Source organism: Dankookia sp. P2 (genome assembly GCF_050632255.1).
GTDB lineage: Bacteria > Pseudomonadota > Alphaproteobacteria > Acetobacterales > Acetobacteraceae > Paracraurococcus.
The window spans coordinates 716,524-736,033 of sequence record NZ_CP192581.1; the positions used below are offsets into that span (position 1 = coordinate 716,524).

Consider the following 19,510-nt stretch of genomic DNA (forward strand, 5'->3'; position numbering starts at 1 on the left):
CTCTGCGACCGAGGTAGGGAGCCAGATGCATGTCCGCGAGCCACGCCCCGGGGGGCGAGAACGAGTCCATGGTCCTGCGGCACGATGAGGGTCCGGTCGCCGTCCTGACCCTGAACCGCCCGGCCGCGCGCAATAGCCTCTCCCACGCCATGCTGGCCGCGCTGCAGGCGGCGCTGGACGGCATCGCCGCCGATGACGCCATCCGCTGCGTCGTCCTGACCGCCGAGGGTACCGTTTTCTCCGCCGGCCACGACATGAAGGAGATCACCGCACGCCGCACCGATGCCGATGGCGGCCGCGCCTTCTTCGCGGCGACCATGGCGGAATGCGCCAGCGTCATGCAGGCAGTGGTTACCCTGCCGCAGCCGGTCGTCGCCGCGGTGGAGGGCATCGCCACCGCCGCCGGTTGCCAGCTGGCCGCCAGCTGCGACCTGGTGGTGGCCGCGGAGGGGGCGAAGTTTTGCACCCCCGGCGTCGATATCGGCCTGTTCTGCACCACCCCGGGCGTTGCCCTCGCCCGCGCCGTGCCGCGCAAGTCGGCGATGGAGATGCTGCTGCTGGGCGAGATGATCCCGGCCGAGGAGGCGCATCGCATGGGGCTGGTGAACCGCGTGGTCGCGCCCGGCCACGCCCTGCCGGAAGCCCTGGCGCTGGCGCAGCGGATCGCCGCCCGCTCCGCCGTCGCACTGCGCCTCGGCAAGCGCGGCTTCAACGCCCAAGCGGCACTGCCCCTGGCGGAGGCCTATGCCGCCGCCGGTACGATCATGGTAGAGAACCTGCTGGCCGAGGACGCTGCCGAGGGGATCGGCGCCTTCCTCGGCAAGCGCACGCCGGAATGGCGGCATCGGTAGGAACGACGACATGGCCGCGCAGGACTACGAGACCGGGCTCGCCCGCAACCTAGCCAACCACCAGCCGCTGACTCCGCTGCTGTTCCTGGAACGCGCGGCGGCGGTCTTCCCGGACCATGTCGCGGTCATCCACGGCGCGCTGCGCCGGCCCTACCGCGCGTTGCGCGACCGCTGCGTGCGGCTTGCCTCGGCGCTTGCGGCGCGCGGCATCGGCCGCGGCGACACGGTGGCGGCGCTGCTGCCGAACACGCCGGAGATGCTGGAATGCCACTACGGCGTGCCGATGGCCGGCGCCGTGCTGAACACGCTGAACACCCGGCTCGATGCCGCGACCATCGCCTATATCCTCGACCACGGGGAGGCGAAGGCGATCCTGGTCGACCGCAGATTCGTGCCGCTGCTTCGCCTCGCACTCACCCAATGCAAGGCGCAGCCGCTGGTGATTGAGGTCGCCGACCCGGAAGCCGGCGAAGCGGCCAATGCCAATACCTTGGGCGGCCAGGACTACGAGGCGATGCTGGCCGCGGCCGACCCAAGCTTCGCCTGGCTGATGCCGCAGGACGAATGGGACGCCATCGCGCTCAACTACACCTCGGGCACCACCGGCAAGCCGAAGGGCGTGGTCTACCACCATCGCGGCGCGCAGCTGCTGGCGACGGGCAACGTGCTCTCGGCCAGCATGGCGCGGCATCCGGTCTACCTCTGGACCCTGCCGATGTTCCATTGCAACGGCTGGTGCTTCCCCTGGACCGTGACCGCCGTCGCCGGCACGCATGTCTGCCTGCGCGCGGTGCGCGGCGCCGCCATGTGGGCGCTGATGGCCGAGCACGGCGTGACCCATATGTGCGGCGCGCCGATCGTCATGTCCGCGCTGCTGGACACGCCGGCGGCGCAGAAGCCGGACCTGCCGCACCAGGTGCAGTTCGTGGTCGCCGGAGCGCCGCCGCCGGAGGCGGTGCTGGCCGCGATGCGCGCCGCCGGCTTCGCCGTGCTGCATGTCTATGGCTTGACCGAATGCTACGGCCCTTCCGTCGTCAACGAATGGAACGGCGCCTGGAACGCCCTGCCTGCCGCCGAACAGGCCAAGCTGATGGCGCGCCAGGGCGTCCGCTACCAGGCGCTGGAGGCCCTCGACGTCCGCGACCCGGACACGATGCAGCCCGTGCCGCCCGACGGTACGACGATGGGCGAGGTCATGATGCGCGGCAACGTCGTGATGAAGGGCTACCTGAAGGACGCCAAGGCGACCGAGGCCGCCTTTGCCGGCGGCTGGTTCCATACCGGCGACCTCGCGGTGAAGTATCCGGACGGCTACATCCAGCTCAAGGACCGCTCCAAGGACATCATCATCTCGGGCGGCGAGAACATCTCCTCGATCGAGCTTGAGGACGCGCTCTACAAGCATCCGGCGGTGATGCTGGCGGCAGTGGTCGCCAAGCCCGACGCGAAATGGGGCGAGGTGCCCTGCGCCTTCGTCGAGCTGAAGCCCGAGGCCAGCGCCACCGAGGCCGAGTTGATCGCTCATTGCCGGCAGCACATGGCGGCGTTCAAAGCACCGAAGCAGGTCATCTTCGCCGAGTTGCCACGGACCAGCACGGGCAAGCTCCAGAAGCACCTGTTGCGGAGCCAGGTACGCGGGGGCTGACACAGACCGGTCGCTATTCCCCGCCGGGGGGCTGGCGGCCGGCCTTCCGCGATGCTATCCCGCCGACGTCGGAGCGTGGCGCAGTCTGGTAGCGCACTTGTCTCGGGGGACAAGGGGTCGTGGGTTCAGAATCCCGCCGCTCCGACCAATTTTTTCGTGAACTTCGCAGCTTATGCTTGATTTCTCTTTAAGAACCCAGCGCATTCCGTTGTGGGTACGTTAAGTCGACCGTCCGATCCATCCAAAGTTCCAGATTAAGGCGGCTTGGCCGAATGACGCCTGCCCCTTTGGTATGCTTCCCCCTTGGGAATGCGGTGGCGAAGCCTCGCTCGCGGTCCAAACGATGAACCCTTGCATCGACCGCCTGTCCGACCCGCATGAGGCGGCGCTGATCGACAAGGTCCAGCCATCTTGCAAGGCGCCGCACGAGAAATAGCGGCGGACCATCGGGGCGGATTTCTGACCACAAGCTCCGGGCACATCTGAGGAAAAAGCGCGCCGTCGCCAACCAATACGCGGAAGTGGCCCGAGCCGTCCCTGGTGTCCGTTTCGTCGCTGTCACCTTCGAGCGGCTCGGGATCTGACCGAGCCTTAATATTGCTCTGGCCTGTCATGCTCCTGACGGCTCTCGTCCCGTCGTCGACGGATCACCTTATAGGCGCCAGCTACCCCCGCGATCAGGAGGAAGGGCAGCCCGGCCCCGGCGAGCGGTCCTGGCGCGCCGCGACCAACTCCCCCAAACCGATGCTCGCCACCGTGGCGGAAGTGAAAATGTCCGTGTTCGGCAAAGGCAGGCGCAGTGGCGGTAACCGTCAACAATGCAGCCGCCACTAACGTTATGGGCTTTACGAGCGCCATATTATTTTCCTCTGGGTTGAGGTCGTACGGTCAAGCTCTTCCCGCTTCGCGGATGATCATGAAATCATCCAAACCGAACGACCGGCAACCTTCGTCGGATCATTGTTGCTGAGTTGCCTTACACAATTCCGGCAAGGCAAAATTATCGGAATCCGCTTGGCAGGTCGCGCAGGCATTGGGCGAAGCGCGGACTTTTTCGACTCTGGCACCAGCGTGAGGAATTTCGAGGCTCGTGCTGTTTGCTGGATGAGTTGCACCAGCGGCCCTTGGCTTCGCCGCACCCGCGGCGGCGCCCATTCGGGCCGCAGGTCGGGAGTTTGTGAGGCGGCCATCGGACGGCGTCTGTTACCCTTTTAGATCAGTGCGCTTGCGATGCTGTGACTCGCTCATGATTTGACTATTGAAACAATTCGGAAAGAATGTCCTAATCTTTTGAAAAAATGGGGTTTTGCTCCAGTTCGTGTCTTGGGAATGGCGGGCGTTGGTTCAATTCTCATCGCTCCGGCCATTCGATGCTCAGCGCGCCGTGCTCTGCCCCCCGCGCCATTCGTCCACCAGCTTCCGCTCCTCCACCAAATCGCGCTGCAGGTCGCGCAACGTCCGCTCGCGCTCAGCCAGCCGGCGCTCGACTGCCTCGAGGTCCGGCCGGCGCTCGGACGGTGGGGCGACCGGCGGGGCCGCCGCCACGGCGGGCTCGCGCCGCGGCGCCGCGGTGCGGCGGACGGGACGCTGCCGCGGCATCGGCGGCGGGGTCCAGGCCGGCACCGCCGCGACCGCGCCACGCCCGCCTGGGAAGCCGGGATCCTGCGGCAGGGCCGGGCCATTGCGCCGCAACCGGTCGAAATCTGCCGTGGTCTGGCTGATGATGTCGCCGCCCGGGCCGGTCTGCAGCGGCCATAGCTGCGCCCGCGCCTCCCCCGTGGCCAGCAGCGTCAGCGCCAGCACGAAGCCACGGCCGGTCATGCCGCAACCCCGGGGATCTCGAGCGTCACCCGCAGGCCCGGCCCCGCCTCGCCCCCTGCTGTGCCAGCCCAGCCGGCATCGCCCAGCGTCAGCGCCATGCCATGCAGGTCAGCGACCGCCTTGACCAGGGCGAGGCCCAGCCCGGTCCCCGGCGTGGCCCGCGCGGCATCCAGCCGATGGAAGCGGCGCAGCACCGCGCCGTGTGCCTTCGCCGGAATGCCCGGCCCGTCATCCGCCACTGTCAGCACCGCACCACCTGCCGGTCGCGCCGCAAGATGGACATCGATCCGACCGCCGGACCGTCCATGCTTCACCGCGTTGTCCAGGATATTGGACACCATCTGCGTTACCAAATCCCTGTCGCCGAGGCTCGATAAGCCGGGCGCGATCGCCACCGTCAGCGTCTGGCCTTGCGCCTCGGCCGCAGGGGCATGCACCTCCGCCACCGCCTCGACCACCGCGGAAAGGTCGAGATTCCGCGAAGCCGGCGCGGCGCGCGCCGCTCTCGGCCTGGGCGATCCGCAGCAGCGCGGCGAAGACGTCCAGCAATTGCTCCGTGTCGCGGATCGCCGCCTCGGCCGTGGCGCGCCAGGCGGCATCGCCTTCCGCCGTCCGCAGCGCCGCGTCCAGCCGCTGCCGCAGCCGGCCGAGCGGGGTCCGCAGGTCGTGCGCGATATCATCCGTCACCTGGCGCAGCGCCTGCATCAGCCCCTGCACCCGGTCGAGCGTGGCGTTGATCCGCCGCGCCAGCCGGTCGAACTCGTCGCCGCCCCGGCGTACCGGCAGGCGGTGATCGATCTCGCCCGCCTCCACCCGGGCCAGCGCCGTGGCCATCGCCGCCGCCCGCCGCGTCACCCCGCGGCCGATCAGCAGCCCGCCGCCGAGGCCGAGCAGCAGGGCGGTCCCGCCCACCCAGCCGGCGGCCGAGAGCAGGAAGCCTTCCAGCTGTCGCACTGGGGCGAGGTCCCGCCCCACCACCAGGAAGCCGCCCCCGGCAGGGCGGTGCCGAGCGCCAGCAGCGCCGTTTCCACCCCGGCGCCCGAGACTTGCAGGCGTTCCCAGCCCGGCGCGCGCGGCACGGCGGCGAGATTGCCGGCCAGCCGCCTGCCATCCGGCCCGGCCAGTAGGAAATACTGCGTACCGCTGCGGTCGGCCGCCATCCGTGCCTCGATCGACAGCGCGACCGAGCCCCGGCCCGCCAAGCCGCACCGCCTGGACCAGGACGGCGGAGTCCCGCTCCACCTCCTGCGCCAGCTGCCGCAGCGCAAAGCCAGTGGTCGCCCACCAGGCAACGCCGGACAGCGCCAGCGTCCCGAGCAGCGTCAGCACCAGAGTGTAGGAGCGTGATGCGGAAGGCGGTGCTGCCCCACCAGCGCGGCCTGTCGCCGGCGGGATCAATCGGCGGCACGGAGGCAGTAGCCGGCGCCGCGCATGGTATGGATCAGCGGCGGCGCGCCCTCCCGGTCCAGCTTGGCGCGCAGGCGGCTGATATGGGTCTCGACCACGCTGGTCCTCGGGTCGAAGTGGAAATCCCAGACGCCCTCCAGCAGCATGGTCCGCGTCACCACCTGGCCGGCGCGGCGCATCAGGTATTCCAGCAGGCGGGATCGCGCGGCTGCAGCTCGATTCGCTGGCCACCGCGGGTCACGCTGCGCTTCAGCAGGTCCATCTCGAGGTCGCCGACCCGCAGCACCGTCGCCTCGGCGCTCAGCGGCGGGCGGCGAGCCAGCGCATTCAACCGCGCCAGCAGTTCGGCAAAGGCGAATGGCTTGCCGAGATAGTCGTCGGCGCCGGCCTCCAGCCCCTCCACGCGGTCGCCGACCCCGGCGCGGGCGGTCAGGAACAGCGCCGGCGTCCGCACCCCGGCGGCGCGCAGCGCCGCACCAGGCCGAGCCCGTCCAGCTTCGGCAGCATGCGGTCCACCACCAGCACGTCGTAGGTGCCGTCACTGGCCAGGAACAGTCCTTCCCGCCCGTCCGCGGCGCGGTCCACCACGTGCCCGGCCTCGCTGAGGCCGCGCGCCACGTAGCCGGCGGTCTCCGCATCATCCTCGACCACCAGGATCTTCAAGCTGCCCTCCGGGCTTCGGCCCCGCTGCCGGTGTAGCGCGAAGCGGGGCGCCAGTCCCCTTGGGATGGTTCCCATACGGATCGGTATGGTTCGGGCGAGGCTGCGGGCAACCGGCGAGGGCTCTTATGGCCCCATGCCGCCCGACCGGGTGGCCTTCGCACGGAGGATCGCATGCCCACCCCGAATCGCCGCATCCGCACCCTGGCCGCAGGCGCCCTGGCGCTGGCCCTCGGCACCACCGCGCTGACCCCCTTCGTCTTTCCGGCCGAGGCCCAGCCCCGCCACATCTGCGACGGGCACCGCCATCGCCCTGCCCCGCCCGGCCGGCCCGGACTTCGCCGACCTTGCGGCCCGGGTCGGCCCGGCGGTGGTTCGGCGTGACCGTCACCGGCCATGCCGAGGCGCAGCAGGTCGCCGACCTGCCGCCCGAGGCTGCGCGGCACCCCCTTCGAGCGCTTCTTCCAGCAGCAGCAGCGCCAGGGTGGCGCCAAGCCCCGCCGCACCATGGGCCAGGGAAGCGGCTTCATCATTGACCGAGCCGGCTATGTGGTGACCAACAACCACGTGGTGGGCGAGGCCGATACGGTGAAGGTCGAGTTGGCCGATGGGCGCGAGCTGCCAGCCAAGGTGGTCGGCACCGACCCGAAGACCGACATCGCCCTGCTGAAGATCGATGCCGGCGGCGACCTGCCCACGGTGAAGTTCGGCGACAGCGACCACCTGCGCGTCGGCGAATGGGTGCTCGCCATGGGCAATCCCTTCGGCCTCGGCGGCACAGCGACCTCGGGCATTGTCTCGGCACGCGGCCGGCAGATCGGCGCGGGGCCCTATGACGACTTCATCCAGACCGACGCCTCCATCAACCCCGGCAATTCCGGCGGCCCGCTCTTCAACACCGCGGGCGAGGTGGTCGGCGTCAATACCGCGATCTTCTCGCCCTCCGGCGGCAATATCGGCATCGGCTTCGCAGTGCCCTCGGCCTTGGTCCAGGGCGTGGTGGCGCAGCTTGCAGCAGAACGGCCGGGTGGAGCGCGGCTGGCTCGGCGTCTCCATGCAGAAGCTGGACACTGAACTCGCCGGCGCTCTGCGTCGATCCGGGACGCCAAGGGCACGCTGATTGGCGGCGTGGAACGCGATGGGCCGGCGGCCAAGGCGGGCCTGCAGCCGGGCGACGTGATCACCGCGGTGGGCGAGCGGCCGGTGACCCAGCCGCGCGACCTGGCGGAAGCCGTGGCCGCGGTGAAGCCGGGCAGCAGCGTCACCCTGCACCTGCTGCGCGACGGCAAGACGATCGAGCAGAAGGTCACCCTCGGCCAGGCGCCCGACACGCGGGAGGCCCGGGCGACCGGCGAGGAGCGCCAGGCCCAGGGTAATCTCGGCCTGGCCCTGGCGCCGAACCGCGGCGGCGAGGGTGCCGTCATCGCCGAGGTGCGGCCCGATAGCGTCGCCGCCAACCAGGGGCTGCAGCCGGGGGACGTGATCCTTCGGGCCGGCGACCGGCCGGTGAAGGGCCCACGTGACGTGGTTGAGGCGGTCGGCGCCGCGCGGAAGGACGGCAAGACGGCAATCGCGCTGCAGGTGGAGCGCGAGGGTGGCCGGGCCTTCCTTGCCCTGCCGCTCAAGGCGTCCTGACGCGACGGCCAGGGGAGGCTGCGGCCTCCCTTGGCCCCGGATGGCATCAGCGGTGCGCATTGCCCTCTGCCGCAAGCCAGGCCTCCGCGGCCTTGTCGGCGCCGGAGGGCAAGGGCGCCTGCGGGTGCTCCAGCCAAGCGAGGATGTCGCCGATCACCAGCGCACGACCCCGGTCGCGCAGAAGCAGGTGATGCCCCTCCCGGTAATAGGCGATGCGACGGTCCGGGCTGGCGGGCATGGTCGCCAGCAGCCGGCGCAGCGGATCGGGCGGCACGATGCGGTCCTTCGCGCCGTAAAGCACCAGTGTCCGCGGGTCGAACCGGGTCGCCGCCTCGAGTGCCTGGTCCATCAGATCGACCAGCCCATAGACGAGGTCGACGCGGAACTCCTTCGCGGTCAGCGGGTCGCGCGACCAGCGGCGCATCGCCTCCTCGTTGTCCGAGGGCGAGAAGCCTGGCGCCGCGCCGCTGAAACCGACCGCGGGCATCAGCCGGGAGGCGATCTCAAGCGCCGTGCGCGAGACCTCCCCCATGCTCGCGCGGCCGCGCACGCCAGGGAGCCGATAGGATGTAGCCGGCGACCGGCAGCGCAGGGCGGCTCGCGGCGAGGACCAGCGCGACCGCCGCGCCCATGCTCTCCCCGAGGATGACGATCGGGATCCCGGGATGCCGCTGCGCGATCAGCCCGACGACCGCGGCGCAATCGGCCACCAGCGTCGGGACCCCGGGCCAGAGCCCGCGGTTCGGCGCCGCCCCGAAGCCGCGCTGGTCATAGGCATAGAGGGCCACGCCCTGGCTGGTGAAGGCCGGCGCCGGGATGTCGAAGGCGTTGCGCGAGTAGTCGCCGAATCCGTGCAGGCCGAGGATGACGAAGCGGGGCTCGCCTGGCGGAAGCCAGGCGGAATAGGGCAGTTCCTTGCCGTCGGCCATGGTGAAGCTTCGGGTCGACTGCCTGGGGCTCTGGATTTCGGGGCCGGAGGGCATGACCACCGGCACGCAGCCGGCCAGGATCAGCGGCACGGCAAGGGATGTGCCGGCCAGGATATGGCGGCGCCTCGTGCACGGTGCGCCGCGCCGTGGCGGCCCGGCTGCGCCGCTTCGCCGCGGCTCCGGACGCACGGACGGCCCGCCGCGCAGGCAATGCCCGCCGGGACCGGCCTGTTGCCGGCAAGGATGGTTGGCGCGCTATGCCGCATCGGCCCGCCCCTGGCGCCGGTCCCCGTGGCCAGGGCCCGGCCGACCGCCCTTCCTGGCGATGTGCCCGGCCCGTCCGCCGCTGTGAGGCGTGGCGCCGCGACCCGCCTGGCAGCGGCCGATCTGAGCATTCGCATGAGCGTGGCTCCAAGGCAGATCCGGCCGGCCGCGTGGCGGGAGACGGCCGGGCGGCCTCCGGATCACGGCCGGGCCGCTCAGGCGATGCGGCAGGCCTCCTCGAAGGGCAGGCGCGGCAGCTTGCCGAAGACGCCGCTCGCATCGCCATGGCCGAGGTTGCAGAGGAAGTTGGACTTCACCGTGGTACCGGCGAAGAAGGCCTCATCCACCTTCGCCTTGTCAAAGCCCGACATGGCGCCGACATCGAGCCCGATCGCCCGCGCCGCCAGCATCAAATAGGCGCCCTGCAGGGTCCCGTTGCGGAAGGCGGTCTCCTCAGCCAGGGCCGGGCTGCTGGTGAACCAGGACCGCGCATCGGCATGCGGGAAGAGCACCGGGAGCTTCTCGTAGAACATCATGTCGGTGCCGATGATGACGGTCACCGGGGCTGCCATCGTCTTGTCGAGGTTGCCGGAGGAGAGCGCCGGCCGCAGCTTCTCCTTGCCTTCGGGCGTGGTGACGAAGACGAAGCGGGCGGGCGAGCAGTTGGCCGAGGTCGGGCCCATCTTCAGGATATCATAGAGGCGATGCAGCTCCGCCTCACTCACAGGGTCCGGCTTCCACTTGTTGTGGGTGCGCGCGGTCAGGAACAGCGCGTCGATGGCGGCCTGGTCGATCATTCTGGTCTCCATGTCTCGGCCCGGAGGGCGATACGGCATATGACCGCCCTGCCCTCGCTTTGGCGAGAGGCCCCCGCTGCCGCTTCCGCTGCCCAGATGGCGGGACTGCCCGCTGGGTAGGCGGCCCCTGCCCCGGCTTTGTGCGCCCCAAGCCTCAGCGCAGTTCCAGCCGCACGCCATCGGGCAGGGTCGGGGCGAAGGCTGCCAGCTTCTGCCGCAACTCCGCCTCTGCCGCCGGTTCGGTCGCGTAAAAGGTGACATGGTCGCCCGCCGCGGCGATGCGCGGGCCGGAGAGCCAAAGCTCGGCGACGCGGACCCAGGACCCGGGCACGCCCTCGAACCACCAGGGAAAGATCATGGCGAGACGGATGCCGTGGCGGCGGACCATGGCTTCCATCCATGCAGCATCCTTGTGCTTCTGCCGCAGCGCCTCGTTCGAGGCGAGGCCGTAGAGGTCGAGCACGTAGAGCGCCGGGTCGGCGCGATAGCTGACCCAGCCGAGGTCGTTCACCGCGATGCCATGCCGCCAGTAGTCGGCGGCGAAGCGATGCATCTGGTATTGCTGGTCCTGGATGTTCTGCGCCGCACGGGGCGATTGCAGCACCGCCGGCGCCTGCGCCGCGGCGGCCGCCAGCAGCACCGCCGCCCCCGCCATGCGCCAGGGCCGCGAGGCGCTGCCCAGGGCCACCGCAAGCACCATGGTCCCGAACAGCAGCGCGTAGATCTCGTAACGGAAGAACCAGCCGAAGCGGCCGACCAGCGCATGCAGGCCGAGCGCGGCGACCGCCCCGGCCAGCGGCCAGCGCTGCACCGGCGGTGCCCGCAGCGCCAGCGCCGCCAGCAGGACGAGCAGGGCGAGGTAGGGCCAGCGGCGCGGATGCCGGAGCAGGTCCAGCACGGCGTTGGACACCAGGCCGAAGGCCGAGCCGAGCAGGCTGTCCGACCCGGCATAGACATCCGACTTGGCCAGCACCAGAATTCGGCAGTGGCGGCAAGCCCTGGGAGACCAGCCAGGCGCCGAAGCCGACCGGCACCGCCAGCGCCGCCACCAGCAGCCCGCCGGCCGCGGCCAGCGCCGCTGCGCGGCCAGCGCCGCCATCAGCGCGCCGACCAGGGCGAACATCTCGTAGCGCGCACCGCGGGGCCGAGAGCCGCCGCAGCCAGGCACCAGAATGGGATGGGCCGGCCGCGCATCGCCTCCACCACGCCCCAGGCACAGCCGGCGGCGAGCAGCACCTGCAGGCTGTGCTCCATGCCGGTGAACGGCAGCCCGGCCAGGTTACCGGCCATCACCAGCAGCATCACCAGCGCGATGCGCCCCCACTCGGCGCCCGGCGGCCAAGGCAGCCGGTCCACCAGCCGTCCGAGCAGCAGCGCGGTCATCGCGCCACAGGCCAGGCCGATACCGAGCGGCAGCCAGGCATGCCAGGCGGTGCCCACCCCCGGCAGCAACAGGAAGGGCCAGAGGATCGAGGAGGAGGGCGCCGTCACCTCGCCCAGATTGATGCCGTAATGGCCCAGCGCGATCCGCTCGGCGAGCGCCAAGTGGATGTAGGGGTCGTCCAGCGTATAGCCGAGCCGGCCATGCGGCAGGGCCAGCATGCCGAGGACGATGCCGAGGACGAGCAGCCCCCAGAGGCCGAGCGCGATGGCCGGGGCGGGGATGGTGGTCGTGGCCAGCCCGCGTGCGGGCGCGGTCGCTGCGCGCGACAAGGACATGGGCAGCATTCCCTGGAGGTCCGGGCAAGCTAGGCGCCGGATGCTGCAGCTGCGAAGCTTGGTCGAGCCGAAAACTTCGCGATGCTAAGTTATAGGGATTGAAGGCCACTGACTGTTCGCGCAGCCGGGGAAGCCGACCTCCCCGGCATCCTGGCGATCTACAACGAGGTCATCCGCAAGCTCGACCGCGGTCTACGCGGATGACCCGGTCCCGCTGGCCGACCGCGCCGCCTGGTTCGCCGGGCGGCGGGCGCAGGGCTATCCGGTGCTGGTGGCCGAGGATGCGGCGGGGATCGCCGGCTTCGCCAGCTTCGGCGATTTCCGCGCCTGGCCCGGCTACCGCCACACGGTGGAACACAGCGTGCATATCCGGGCGGATTGTCGCGGCCGGGGCCTCGGTCGCGCCCTGGTGACGGCGCTGTTCCCCCGGCGGAGGCGTTGGGCAAGCATGTGATGATCGCCGGGGTAGATGCGGAGAATGCCGCCTCCTTCGGCCTGCATGAGCGGCTCGGCTTCGAGCGGGTGGCGCATTTCCGCGAGGTCGGGCGCAATTCGACCGCTGGCTCGACTTGGTCTTCCTGCAGAAGCGGCTCGGCACCGGCTGATCCGCGGCGATGGATCGCTGCCGGGCGCGGATTCGCTTCGGCAACGCCTTCCCCCGGCCCGGCTTTCTTGCTTCTAGGGCCCAGGAGGAATCGTCGCATGGGTCCCGCCACCGCCATGAATCTCGGCCGTCTGCTGACCTGGACGGCGCGCCGCGTCCCGGACGCGACCGCCCTTGTCTGGGGCGAGCAGCGCTGGAGCTTTGCCGAGCTCGATGCCCGCGTGGACCGGCTCTGCGCCGCCCTGCGGGCACGCGGCATCGGCAAGGGCGACCGCATCCTGACGCATAGCCGCAACGGCAACGCGATGTTCGAGATGATGTGGGCCGCCTTCAAACTCGGCGCGGTCTGGGTGCCGACCAATTTCCGCCTGACCCCGGCCGAGGTCGGCTACCTCGCCGAAACCTCGCGCGCCCGGGCGCTGCTCCGCGACCGCGGCTTCTCCGCCCATGCCGATGCCATCCGCGCCGCCGGGCATTGCGCGCTGGTGCTGGCCCTTGGCGATGCCACGGGCGAGGAGCAGGACTACGAATTGGCGCTGGAGGCGGCCACTCCGCCGCCGCCGGACCACGAGGCGGATGTGGGCTACGGCGACCCGCTCTGGTTCTTCTACACCTCCGGCACCACCGGCCGGCCGAAGGCGGCGGTGCTGACGCATGGGCAGATGGCCTTCGTCGTCACCAATCACTTGGCCGACCTCTTCCCCGGGGTGACGGAGCGCGACGCCTCGCTCGTCCTGGCGCCGCTGTCGCACGGCGCCGGCATCCATCAACTGGGCCAGGTGGCACGCGGCGCCCGCACCGTGCTGCTGCCGACCGAGCGCTTCGACGTCGAGGAGGCCTGGCGGCTGGTCGAGGAGCACCGGGTGACCAACATGTTCACCGTGCCGACCATCCTGACCGCGCTGGTCGAGCACGACTCGGTCGACCGCCACGACCATTCCTCCCTGAAGCACGTGATCTATGCCGGGGCACCGATGTACCGCGCCGACCAGAAACGTGCCTTGCAGAAGCTCGGTCCCTGCCTGGTGCAGTATTTCGGCCTGGGTGAGGTCACCGGCAATATCAGCGTGCTGCGGCCTGACCAGCACAGCGAGGAGGATGACGAGGGCTTCCCCCTGGGCTCCTGCGGCAGCGCCCGGACGGGCATGGACATCGCCATCCTGGACGAGGTCGGCACCCGGATGGCGCCGGGCGAGACCGGCGAGATCTGCGTCCGCGGCCCGGCGGTCTTCGCCGGCTATTTCGAGAACCCGGAGGCGAACGAGAAGGCCTTCCGGGGCGGCTGGTTCCACACCGGCGACCTCGGCCACCTGGATGCGCGGGGGTTCCTGTACATCACCGGCCGGGCATCGGACATGTACATCTCGGGCGGCAGCAACGTGTACCCGCGGGAGGTGGAGGAGGCGATCCTGACCCACCCGGCGGTGCTGGAATGCGCGGTGGTCGGCATGCCGCATCCGCGCTGGGGCGAGAGCGGCGTCGCCGCCGTCGTCGCCCGGCCCGGCCATGCGGTGGACGAAGCCACGGTGCTGGCCCACTTGAACGACCGCCTGTCCCGCTACAAGCAGCCGCTGCGCGTGGTGGTCTGGGACGCGCTGCCCAAGTCCGGCTACGGCAAGATCCCGAAGCGGCTGGTGCAGGACCGACTGCGGGAGGAAGGCATCGGCTTCTGACGGCGCTCATGGTGCAGCGCAGCATCAGGTGATAAGCCCAGGTCATGCTGCCGCGCTCCTGGTTCCTGCCCATCATCCTTGGCGCCATGTCGGCCTTCGGGCCGCTGGCGACCGATATGTACCTGCCGGCCTTTCCTGCCATCGCCGCCGGGCTGCCGGCCGAGCCTGCCGCGGTCCAGGGCACGCTGGCCGCCTTCTTCGCTGGCATGGCCGCGGCGCAGCTGTTCTATGGGCCATTGGCCGACCGGCTCGGCCGCAAGACGCCGCTGCTCCTGGGCTTGGCGATCTTCACCCTCGCCTCGCTCGGCTGCGCCGTCACCGCGGATATCGGGACACTGACCTGGCTGCGCTTCGGCCAGGGACTCGGCGGCTGCGCCGGCATGGTCATGGCCCGCGCCATCGTCCGCGACCTGGCGGAGGGCCATGCGGCGATCCGGCTGATGGCGCAGCTCGGCCTGGTGCAGGGCTTGGCGCCGATCCTGGCGCCCTCGATCGGCAGCGTGCTGCTGGGCTTCGGCAGCTGGCGGCTGATCTTCTGGGTGCTGGCGGCCTATGCCGCGGCGCTGGCGGTCGTGGTGATGCTGGCGCTGCCGGAAAGCCTGGAGCCCGAGCGGCGCCGGCGCGACGGCCCGGCGGCGATCCTTCGCACCTACCTGCGGCTGCTGCGGGACCGGCACTTCCTCGGGCATACGCTCGCGGCCGTGCTGCCGCTGGCCGGGATGTTCGCCTATATCGGCGGCTCGCCCTTCGTCTACATGGCTTTGTTCGGCCTCTCGCCGCAGCATTACGGCCTGTTCTTCGGCGGCAACGCCCTGGGCATCATGATCGCGGCGCAGAGCGTCGCGCGGCTGGCGAAGCGGGTGCCGCCGGCACGGATGCTGCGCGCGGCGCTGGCCTGGATGTCCGTCGCCGGCACCGCCCTGCTTGCTGTAGCGGCGACCGGGTGCGGCGGCTTCCCCGCCATTGCGGCTCTGGTCTTCGCCTATCTCGCCGGCATCGGCGCGGTGATGCCGCTGGCGACCACCCTGGCGATGGGGCCGCAGGGGCGCCATGCCGGCAGCGCCTCCGCCCTGATCGGCACGCTTCAATCTCGGCGGCGGCGCGCTGGCCGGCGCGCTGGTCGGGCTGCTGCACACCGGCACCGCGATGCCGATGGCGGCGGTGATCGCCGCCTGCGGCCTCGGTGGGCTGGTTGCACTGCGCAGCCTCGTCCGCTGAGCCGGGCCGCGACGCGAAGCGCTGGCCCAGATCTACTTCGGCAGATGCTCGGCGATATAGGGCGGCAGGTTGAAGGCGCCGCAATGGATCTCCGGCGTCCAGTAGCGCGTGGTGCCAAGGATGCCGGCGGCGGTCGCCCGCGCGCGGATCTCCTCGACCGGCACGGCGCGCAGCGCGGCATCCTTCGCCGCCCAGCCCAGCGTCATGAAGCCGCCGACATAGGTCGGCACCGCAGCGACATAGGCGAAGACATCGGCGAAGGACCTGCCGCGCCGGAGCGAGGTCTCGCGCAGCTTCGTCCGCCTGCATGAAGGGCACGCCGCACTGGTTCACCACCAGGCCGCGCGGTGTCAGCAGGCGCGCGCAATTGGCGTAGAATTCGTCGGTGAACAGCACCTCGCCGACGCCGATCGGGTCGGTGCTGTCGACGATCACGACGTCGAAGGCGGCATCCGGCGCCTGCGTCACATAGTCGATGCCGTCGCCGACGATCACCTCGGCTCGCGGGTCGCTCCAGGCCTCGCCGGCGATCTTCGGCAGGTGCTGCTTCGCCAGGCGGATCACCTCGCCGTCGATCTCCACCATGACGGCCTTCTCAACGCCGTTATGCTGCAGAACGCGCCGCAGCACGCCGCCGTCGCCGGCACCTATGATCAGCACGCGCTTGGCCTCGCCATGCGCCAGCAGCGGCACATGGGTAAGCATCTCCTGGTAGACGAACTCGTCTGCCTCGGTGATCTGCACCACGCCATCAAGAAGCATGACGCGGCCATGCGTCGCACTTTCGAAGATCATGATGTCCTGGAAATCGCTCCGCACCCGCGCCAGCTTGCGCGTCACCAGGAAGCGTTGGCCCCAGGCGCTGTACAGCGTCTCGTTCACCCAAGAGTCGGTCACGGCAAAGCCACCTTCAAACAGGAAAGGGCGGGACCTTGCGGCCCCGCCCCTGGAACCTGCACGCTTCGGTCGAAGTCAGCCGGTCAGGCCACGCTTGTGCTCGGCAAGCTGGACGCGGCCGGGCTGAAAGCCCTTCTTGAGCACCGGAATGGCGAGATACGGGTTGCACTCGCCGCAGACGAAGATGTCGAGCGCCGCGTAGTCCCGCTCCGGCCAGGTGTGGATGGAGACATGGCTTTCCGCCAGCACCAGCACGCCGGACACGCCGCTGTTGGGACCGAAGTGATGGAAATGGCCGTGCAGGATCGTCGCACCGGTCGCCACCGCCGCTTCGCGCAGCACGTCGTCGATATGCTCGGGATCGGCCAGGTTGGTGGCATCCCACAGATCGATGATCAGATGCGTGCCGGCGAACTTCACGCCGTCACGACTGACAAAGTAATCCTTGGCCTCGCTCACCGAGGTTGCAGAGTTCTGGGCTTCGCTCGGGAGCTGCTCCGAGACCATCCCCAGTTGGATAAGAGCGTCCATCGGGCTCCTGTTCCTACCAGTAGATGACCGGGGTGATCGGGGATCGATCAGGTCAATGGCGGCGGCATATGGGGCAAGGGAGTTGGGACGCAAGCCATTTTCTGCGCGCAGCGGCCGAAAATAATGCCGTTCTCCCCGCAGGGAACGCGGGACTCAGCGTGTCATCGGCGCTCCTGCCCGCAATGCCTCCAGCCGCGAAGGCAGGTTGCGGAAAAGCTGCAACTCACGCTGGAGCCGCGGCAGGTCGGCGAGGCCGCGGAGCGGGTCGGCGGTGAGCAGCCGGAAGGCGTCCGCCGGCGGCCCTTCGCCCATCCGCGCGGCAGCATCGCGCAAGCCGGCGAGCCCGGCTTCGTCGCCGGCCAGGGCGAGCAGCGCGGCCTGGCGCAGCAGCAGCCGACGCTGCTCGTCATCGAGCGGCGCGGGCGCGGCCGGCAGCGTCGCAGCAAGATGCGCATCGAGCGCCGCCGCGGCGCCGGGCCAGTCCGACTGCTCGGCCAGCAGCTGCGACAAGGCTTCGCCGCCGGCAGGCCCAAGCGCGCGCAGCGCGGCGATCGCCTCCGCGAGGCGGCCGAGCCGTACCTCGGCGCGCGCCGCCAGCACCGTGCGATCCCGCAGCATGACCGGCGGCAGCTCTGCCGCGGGGCTGTCGGCCAGCGCCGCGAGCGCGCCGGCGGCGTCGCCGTCCTCGAGCCGCAGCGCGGCGAGCCGCAGGCCGAGCGCAGCGCGCGAGGCGCCGCCTGCCTGCCCCATTGCCTGCCGCAACAGCGCCGCAGCGCGATCGCCGAGATCGAGTCCCACCAGCCGTTCGACCAGCAACTGCACCGCCGCCTCGCCGCGCTGGTCGGCCGGCAACAGCGCGGGATAGGCGTCGAACAGCGCCACGGCCGCGAGCGGCGGTGCCTCGGCCAGCGCGGCAAGGAAGCTGTCGCGCAGCGCCGGCTGCAGAGCGGCGGCCTGGTCCGGCAGCATCGCCGCGGTCTCCTGCAACAGGGCAAGGGCGGCGCGGCCATCCCCCGATTCGCGCCGCAGCGCAGCCAGGCGGAGCCGCGCCTCGAGCTCGGCGGCATCGCCGCGCCACGCGAACAGCGCCGCCTCCAGCGCCCGCGCTGCCTGGCCGGCATCGATCTTCCCGCTTGCCAGGCGCAGCTCCACCGCGCGACGGATCGCCCGCGCCCGGGCCTGGCGGTCGCGGCCGACGGCGATGCGGTCGTAACCGGCCAGCGCCTCCTCGGCCTTGCCTTCCGTCTCCGCCAGGATGGCGCGCGGCAAGGCGAGGTCCCCGGCGGCAGGACCGGCGGCGAGCAGCCGGCCGAGCGCCGGGGCATCCCCCGCCTCGGCCAGCGCCAGCGCCGCCACCGGCAGCAGTCTCGCCCGCAGCGCCTCGGGATAGGCCAGCAGCAGCGGCAGGGTGGCGGCGAAGCCCGGAGCGGCCAGTCGCCAGTCGCCCTGCGCCGCGGCCAGGGCGGCGCGCCAGAGGACGGCCTCGTCGCTCTCGGCCAGACCGGGCGCGGCGAGCGCCGCGGTCTCCCCAGCCGTCCGGCCAGCAGGGCGGCGGCGGCAGACAGTGCCGCATAGCGCGGGTCGGCCCCGGCGCGCGGGTCCTCGGCATAGCCGAGCAGCAGCATCGCCTGCGCCTCCTGCGGAAGGCCAAGGGCGAGCAGCGTCTCCCCGCCGCCCGGCGCTGCGGCATCCGGCCGAGCGGCGGGGCGCCGGCGATCCCGGCCTGCAGCCCTTGTAGCCGGGCCAGCAACTCGGATAATGGCTGGGTCGGCAGCTCGAAGCTGCGGGTCATGGCCGGGCCGGTGCCGGCACGGGCGAGATCGGCATCCAGCGCCAGCCGCGTGCCGCCCGAGGCAGTCAGCAGGAAGCGGCCATTGCCGGGCTGCAGCGCGATACCGTCCGACCGGGCCAGCACCGCGGCGCCGAGCGTCGTCGGCAGCAGGTCGAACTCCGGCAGCCGGCGGCCGACCGGCACCGCCTCCCGCCCCTCGCGCAGCGTGCCGACCAGCAAGGGCAGGCCGGTTTCCGGATCGGTGACCGGGACGGCCCGGCCGGGCGCGGCGGCGCGCAGCAGCAGGCGCGGTGGCGGCCCGGACTCGGGCTCGACGGCCAGGACGGGGCCGGGCGGCCCGGCCTCGGCGGTGGCACGGACGGCTTCGAGCACCCAGCCTGCAGCTTCCCGCCGGGCGCGGAGCTGTGCCGGCGGCGCCAGCGGCAGGCGGAACAGGGTGGCACCCGGCAGCGGCTCCGCGCGCAGCCCGCCGAAGACCGGGTCGCCGCGCAGCGGGGCGAGATCGGGCGCGGCAGCACTGTCGAAGACGGCCAGCACCTCCTCTCCCCGCCGCAGCAGCGCGGCGCCGGTTCCTGCGGCGAATGGAAGCAGCAAAGCGGGAGGCCGGTTGGGCGCACCCAGCAGCCGCGCCGGCGGCATGGCGGCCGGCAGCCGGGCCATGGGCGGCGGGTCGGCACGCGGCGGCTGGGCCGACACCGCTTCGGCGCGTAGCGGCCCGGGCGGGGCGGCGGCCGGCGCGGCGGCGGGCGGGGCCGGGCGCGGCGGAACGGGCGGGGCAATATCCGGCGCCGGCCGGGCGGCCTCGGCCGGCGACGGCATGCAGGGCTTCGCCGCCTCCGGCTTTGGCCGCGGCGGCTCGGCCGGCGGGTCGACCAAGTCGACCACCACTCTGCCGCCGAGCCGGAAATGACGCGCCCTGGCCCGCGGCCGCAAAGTCAGCCGGACGGCTTCCGCCTCTGCCGCCAAGGCGAGAAGATTGCGCGGCAGCTTGCGCGGCAGTTGAACCTCGGTGCCGGCCGGGAAGCGCAACAGCACCTGGTCGCCCTGCTGGTCCAAGGTATAGGCGG

At 71.3% G+C, this 19,510-nt stretch carries 17 protein-coding genes, 1 tRNA gene and 4 pseudogenes; 10 read left to right on the forward strand and 12 right to left on the reverse strand.

Annotated elements, in window-relative coordinates; genetic code table 11:
* The first annotated feature begins 29 nt into the window (after positions 1-29).
* From ACQ86J_RS04245 to ACQ86J_RS04255, 3 genes are all read left to right on the forward strand, one after another.
* Entirely contained in the window at positions 30-851 is an 822-nt protein-coding gene (locus ACQ86J_RS04245) for an enoyl-CoA hydratase (protein ID WP_431270146.1), read from the forward strand.
* A gap of 10 nt (positions 852-861) precedes the next feature.
* On the forward strand, positions 862-2,496 hold the full coding sequence (locus ACQ86J_RS04250; RefSeq protein WP_431270147.1) for an acyl-CoA synthetase: 1,635 nt from the start codon (positions 862-864) through the stop codon (positions 2,494-2,496).
* A gap of 69 nt (positions 2,497-2,565) precedes the next feature.
* Positions 2,566-2,644, forward strand: a tRNA-Pro gene (locus ACQ86J_RS04255).
* 1,226 nt (positions 2,645-3,870) lie between these two features.
* On the opposite strand, the gene ACQ86J_RS04260 is transcribed toward ACQ86J_RS04255, so the two are convergent.
* From ACQ86J_RS04260 to ACQ86J_RS04280, 5 genes and pseudogenes are all read right to left on the reverse strand, one after another.
* Entirely contained in the window at positions 3,871-4,317 is a 447-nt protein-coding gene (locus ACQ86J_RS04260; protein ID WP_431270148.1) for a hypothetical protein, read from the reverse strand.
* The gene (locus ACQ86J_RS04265) at positions 4,314-4,658 is read right to left on the reverse strand and encodes a sensor histidine kinase (protein ID WP_431270149.1); all 345 of its coding nucleotides are present in this window, start codon (positions 4,656-4,658) and stop codon (positions 4,314-4,316) included. Before ACQ86J_RS04265 ends, ACQ86J_RS04260 begins: the two co-directional genes overlap by 4 nt.
* Positions 4,546-5,271: a HAMP domain-containing protein gene (locus ACQ86J_RS04270; protein WP_431270150.1), complete on the reverse strand. Its 726-nt coding sequence runs from the start codon at positions 5,269-5,271 to the stop codon at positions 4,546-4,548. Before ACQ86J_RS04270 ends, ACQ86J_RS04265 begins: the two co-directional genes overlap by 113 nt.
* Positions 5,184-5,519: a hypothetical protein gene (locus ACQ86J_RS04275; protein ID WP_431270151.1), complete on the reverse strand. Its 336-nt coding sequence runs from the start codon at positions 5,517-5,519 to the stop codon at positions 5,184-5,186. The genes ACQ86J_RS04270 and ACQ86J_RS04275 overlap by 88 nt, the downstream gene beginning before the upstream one ends.
* Before the next feature lie 192 nt (positions 5,520-5,711).
* Positions 5,712-6,387, reverse strand: a pseudogene (locus tag ACQ86J_RS04280) (winged helix-turn-helix domain-containing protein).
* Positions 6,388-6,558: 171 nt separating this feature from the next.
* Between ACQ86J_RS04280 and ACQ86J_RS04285 the strand changes: the two are divergent.
* Genes ACQ86J_RS04285 through ACQ86J_RS04295 form a run of 3 tightly spaced genes read left to right on the forward strand, consistent with a single transcriptional unit; the run spans position 6,559 to position 8,019 of the window.
* The gene (locus tag ACQ86J_RS04285; RefSeq protein WP_431270152.1) at positions 6,559-6,768 is read left to right on the forward strand and encodes a hypothetical protein; all 210 of its coding nucleotides are present in this window, start codon (positions 6,559-6,561) and stop codon (positions 6,766-6,768) included.
* A gap of 12 nt (positions 6,769-6,780) precedes the next feature.
* Entirely contained in the window at positions 6,781-7,458 is a 678-nt protein-coding gene (locus ACQ86J_RS04290; RefSeq protein WP_431270153.1) for a S1C family serine protease, read from the forward strand.
* Between the two features lie 54 nt (positions 7,459-7,512).
* The gene (locus ACQ86J_RS04295) at positions 7,513-8,019 is read left to right on the forward strand and encodes a PDZ domain-containing protein (RefSeq protein ID WP_431270154.1); all 507 of its coding nucleotides are present in this window, start codon (positions 7,513-7,515) and stop codon (positions 8,017-8,019) included.
* A gap of 46 nt (positions 8,020-8,065) precedes the next feature.
* Here the strand turns inward: ACQ86J_RS04295 and ACQ86J_RS04300 are convergent.
* From ACQ86J_RS04300 to ACQ86J_RS04315, 4 genes and pseudogenes are all read right to left on the reverse strand, one after another.
* Positions 8,066-9,002, reverse strand: a pseudogene (locus ACQ86J_RS04300) (alpha/beta fold hydrolase).
* A 425-nt stretch (positions 9,003-9,427) separates the two neighbouring features.
* Positions 9,428-10,009: a malonic semialdehyde reductase gene (locus ACQ86J_RS04305; RefSeq protein WP_431270155.1), complete on the reverse strand. Its 582-nt coding sequence runs from the start codon at positions 10,007-10,009 to the stop codon at positions 9,428-9,430.
* 154 nt (positions 10,010-10,163) lie between these two features.
* Complete coding sequence (locus ACQ86J_RS04310; RefSeq protein WP_431270156.1) at positions 10,164-11,132, reverse strand: hypothetical protein; 969 nt, start codon at positions 11,130-11,132, stop codon at positions 10,164-10,166.
* Positions 11,108-11,728 (reverse strand): hypothetical protein, encoded by a 621-nt coding sequence (locus ACQ86J_RS04315; protein WP_431270157.1) that lies wholly within the window; start codon positions 11,726-11,728, stop codon positions 11,108-11,110. Before ACQ86J_RS04315 ends, ACQ86J_RS04310 begins: the two co-directional genes overlap by 25 nt.
* Before the next feature lie 214 nt (positions 11,729-11,942).
* Between ACQ86J_RS04315 and ACQ86J_RS04320 the strand changes: the two genes are divergently transcribed.
* From ACQ86J_RS04320 to ACQ86J_RS04330, 3 genes and pseudogenes are all read left to right on the forward strand, one after another.
* Positions 11,943-12,182, forward strand: a complete 240-nt coding sequence (locus ACQ86J_RS04320; RefSeq protein ID WP_431272284.1) for a GNAT family N-acetyltransferase — start codon at positions 11,943-11,945, stop codon at positions 12,180-12,182.
* Positions 12,183-12,430: 248 nt separating this feature from the next.
* Complete coding sequence (locus ACQ86J_RS04325) at positions 12,431-14,005, forward strand: acyl-CoA synthetase (RefSeq protein WP_431270158.1); 1,575 nt, start codon at positions 12,431-12,433, stop codon at positions 14,003-14,005.
* A 116-nt stretch (positions 14,006-14,121) separates the two neighbouring features.
* Positions 14,122-15,036: pseudogene (locus tag ACQ86J_RS04330) on the forward strand (multidrug effflux MFS transporter); the annotation flags it as partial.
* A 219-nt stretch (positions 15,037-15,255) separates the two neighbouring features.
* Here ACQ86J_RS04330 and speE read toward each other — a convergent pair.
* The 3 genes and pseudogenes from speE to ACQ86J_RS04345 form a co-directional block, all read right to left on the reverse strand.
* A pseudogene (gene speE, locus ACQ86J_RS04335) lies at positions 15,256-16,120 on the reverse strand (polyamine aminopropyltransferase).
* 75 nt (positions 16,121-16,195) lie between these two features.
* Positions 16,196-16,651 (reverse strand): adenosylmethionine decarboxylase, encoded by a 456-nt coding sequence (gene speD, locus ACQ86J_RS04340; protein ID WP_431270159.1) that lies wholly within the window; start codon positions 16,649-16,651, stop codon positions 16,196-16,198.
* 153 nt (positions 16,652-16,804) lie between these two features.
* Positions 16,805-18,007: a hypothetical protein gene (locus ACQ86J_RS04345; protein ID WP_431270160.1), complete on the reverse strand. Its 1,203-nt coding sequence runs from the start codon at positions 18,005-18,007 to the stop codon at positions 16,805-16,807.
* Between the two features lie 1,073 nt (positions 18,008-19,080).
* On the opposite strand from ACQ86J_RS04345, the gene ACQ86J_RS04350 reads away from it, so the two are divergent.
* A complete protein-coding gene (locus ACQ86J_RS04350; protein ID WP_431270161.1) occupies positions 19,081-19,353 on the forward strand; it encodes a hypothetical protein in 273 nt (90 codons plus the stop codon).
* The last annotated feature ends 157 nt before the right edge of the window (positions 19,354-19,510 follow it).

Excerpts from the sequence above, each read along its gene's own strand:
- ACQ86J_RS04245 (WP_431270146.1), top strand. The coding sequence starts at position 30 with ATGTCCGCGAGCCACGCCCCGGGGGGCGAGAACGAGTCCATGGTCCTG.
- ACQ86J_RS04250 (WP_431270147.1), top strand. The coding sequence starts at position 862 with ATGGCCGCGCAGGACTACGAGACCGGGCTCGCCCGCAACCTAGCCAAC.
- ACQ86J_RS04260 (WP_431270148.1), bottom strand. The coding sequence starts at position 4,317 with ATGACCGGCCGTGGCTTCGTGCTGGCGCTGACGCTGCTGGCCACGGGG.
- ACQ86J_RS04265 (WP_431270149.1), bottom strand. The coding sequence starts at position 4,658 with ATGGTGTCCAATATCCTGGACAACGCGGTGAAGCATGGACGGTCCGGC.
- ACQ86J_RS04285 (WP_431270152.1), top strand. The coding sequence starts at position 6,559 with ATGCCCACCCCGAATCGCCGCATCCGCACCCTGGCCGCAGGCGCCCTG.
- ACQ86J_RS04290 (WP_431270153.1), top strand. The coding sequence starts at position 6,781 with ATGCCGAGGCGCAGCAGGTCGCCGACCTGCCGCCCGAGGCTGCGCGGC.
- ACQ86J_RS04305 (WP_431270155.1), bottom strand. The coding sequence starts at position 10,009 with ATGATCGACCAGGCCGCCATCGACGCGCTGTTCCTGACCGCGCGCACC.
- ACQ86J_RS04310 (WP_431270156.1), bottom strand. The coding sequence starts at position 11,132 with ATGTTCGCCCTGGTCGGCGCGCTGATGGCGGCGCTGGCCGCGCAGCGG.
- ACQ86J_RS04315 (WP_431270157.1), bottom strand. The coding sequence starts at position 11,728 with ATGTCCTTGTCGCGCGCAGCGACCGCGCCCGCACGCGGGCTGGCCACG.
- ACQ86J_RS04325 (WP_431270158.1), top strand. The coding sequence starts at position 12,431 with ATGGGTCCCGCCACCGCCATGAATCTCGGCCGTCTGCTGACCTGGACG.
- speD (WP_431270159.1), bottom strand. The coding sequence starts at position 16,651 with ATGGACGCTCTTATCCAACTGGGGATGGTCTCGGAGCAGCTCCCGAGC.
- ACQ86J_RS04350 (WP_431270161.1), top strand. The coding sequence starts at position 19,081 with ATGGCGGCCGGCAGCCGGGCCATGGGCGGCGGGTCGGCACGCGGCGGC.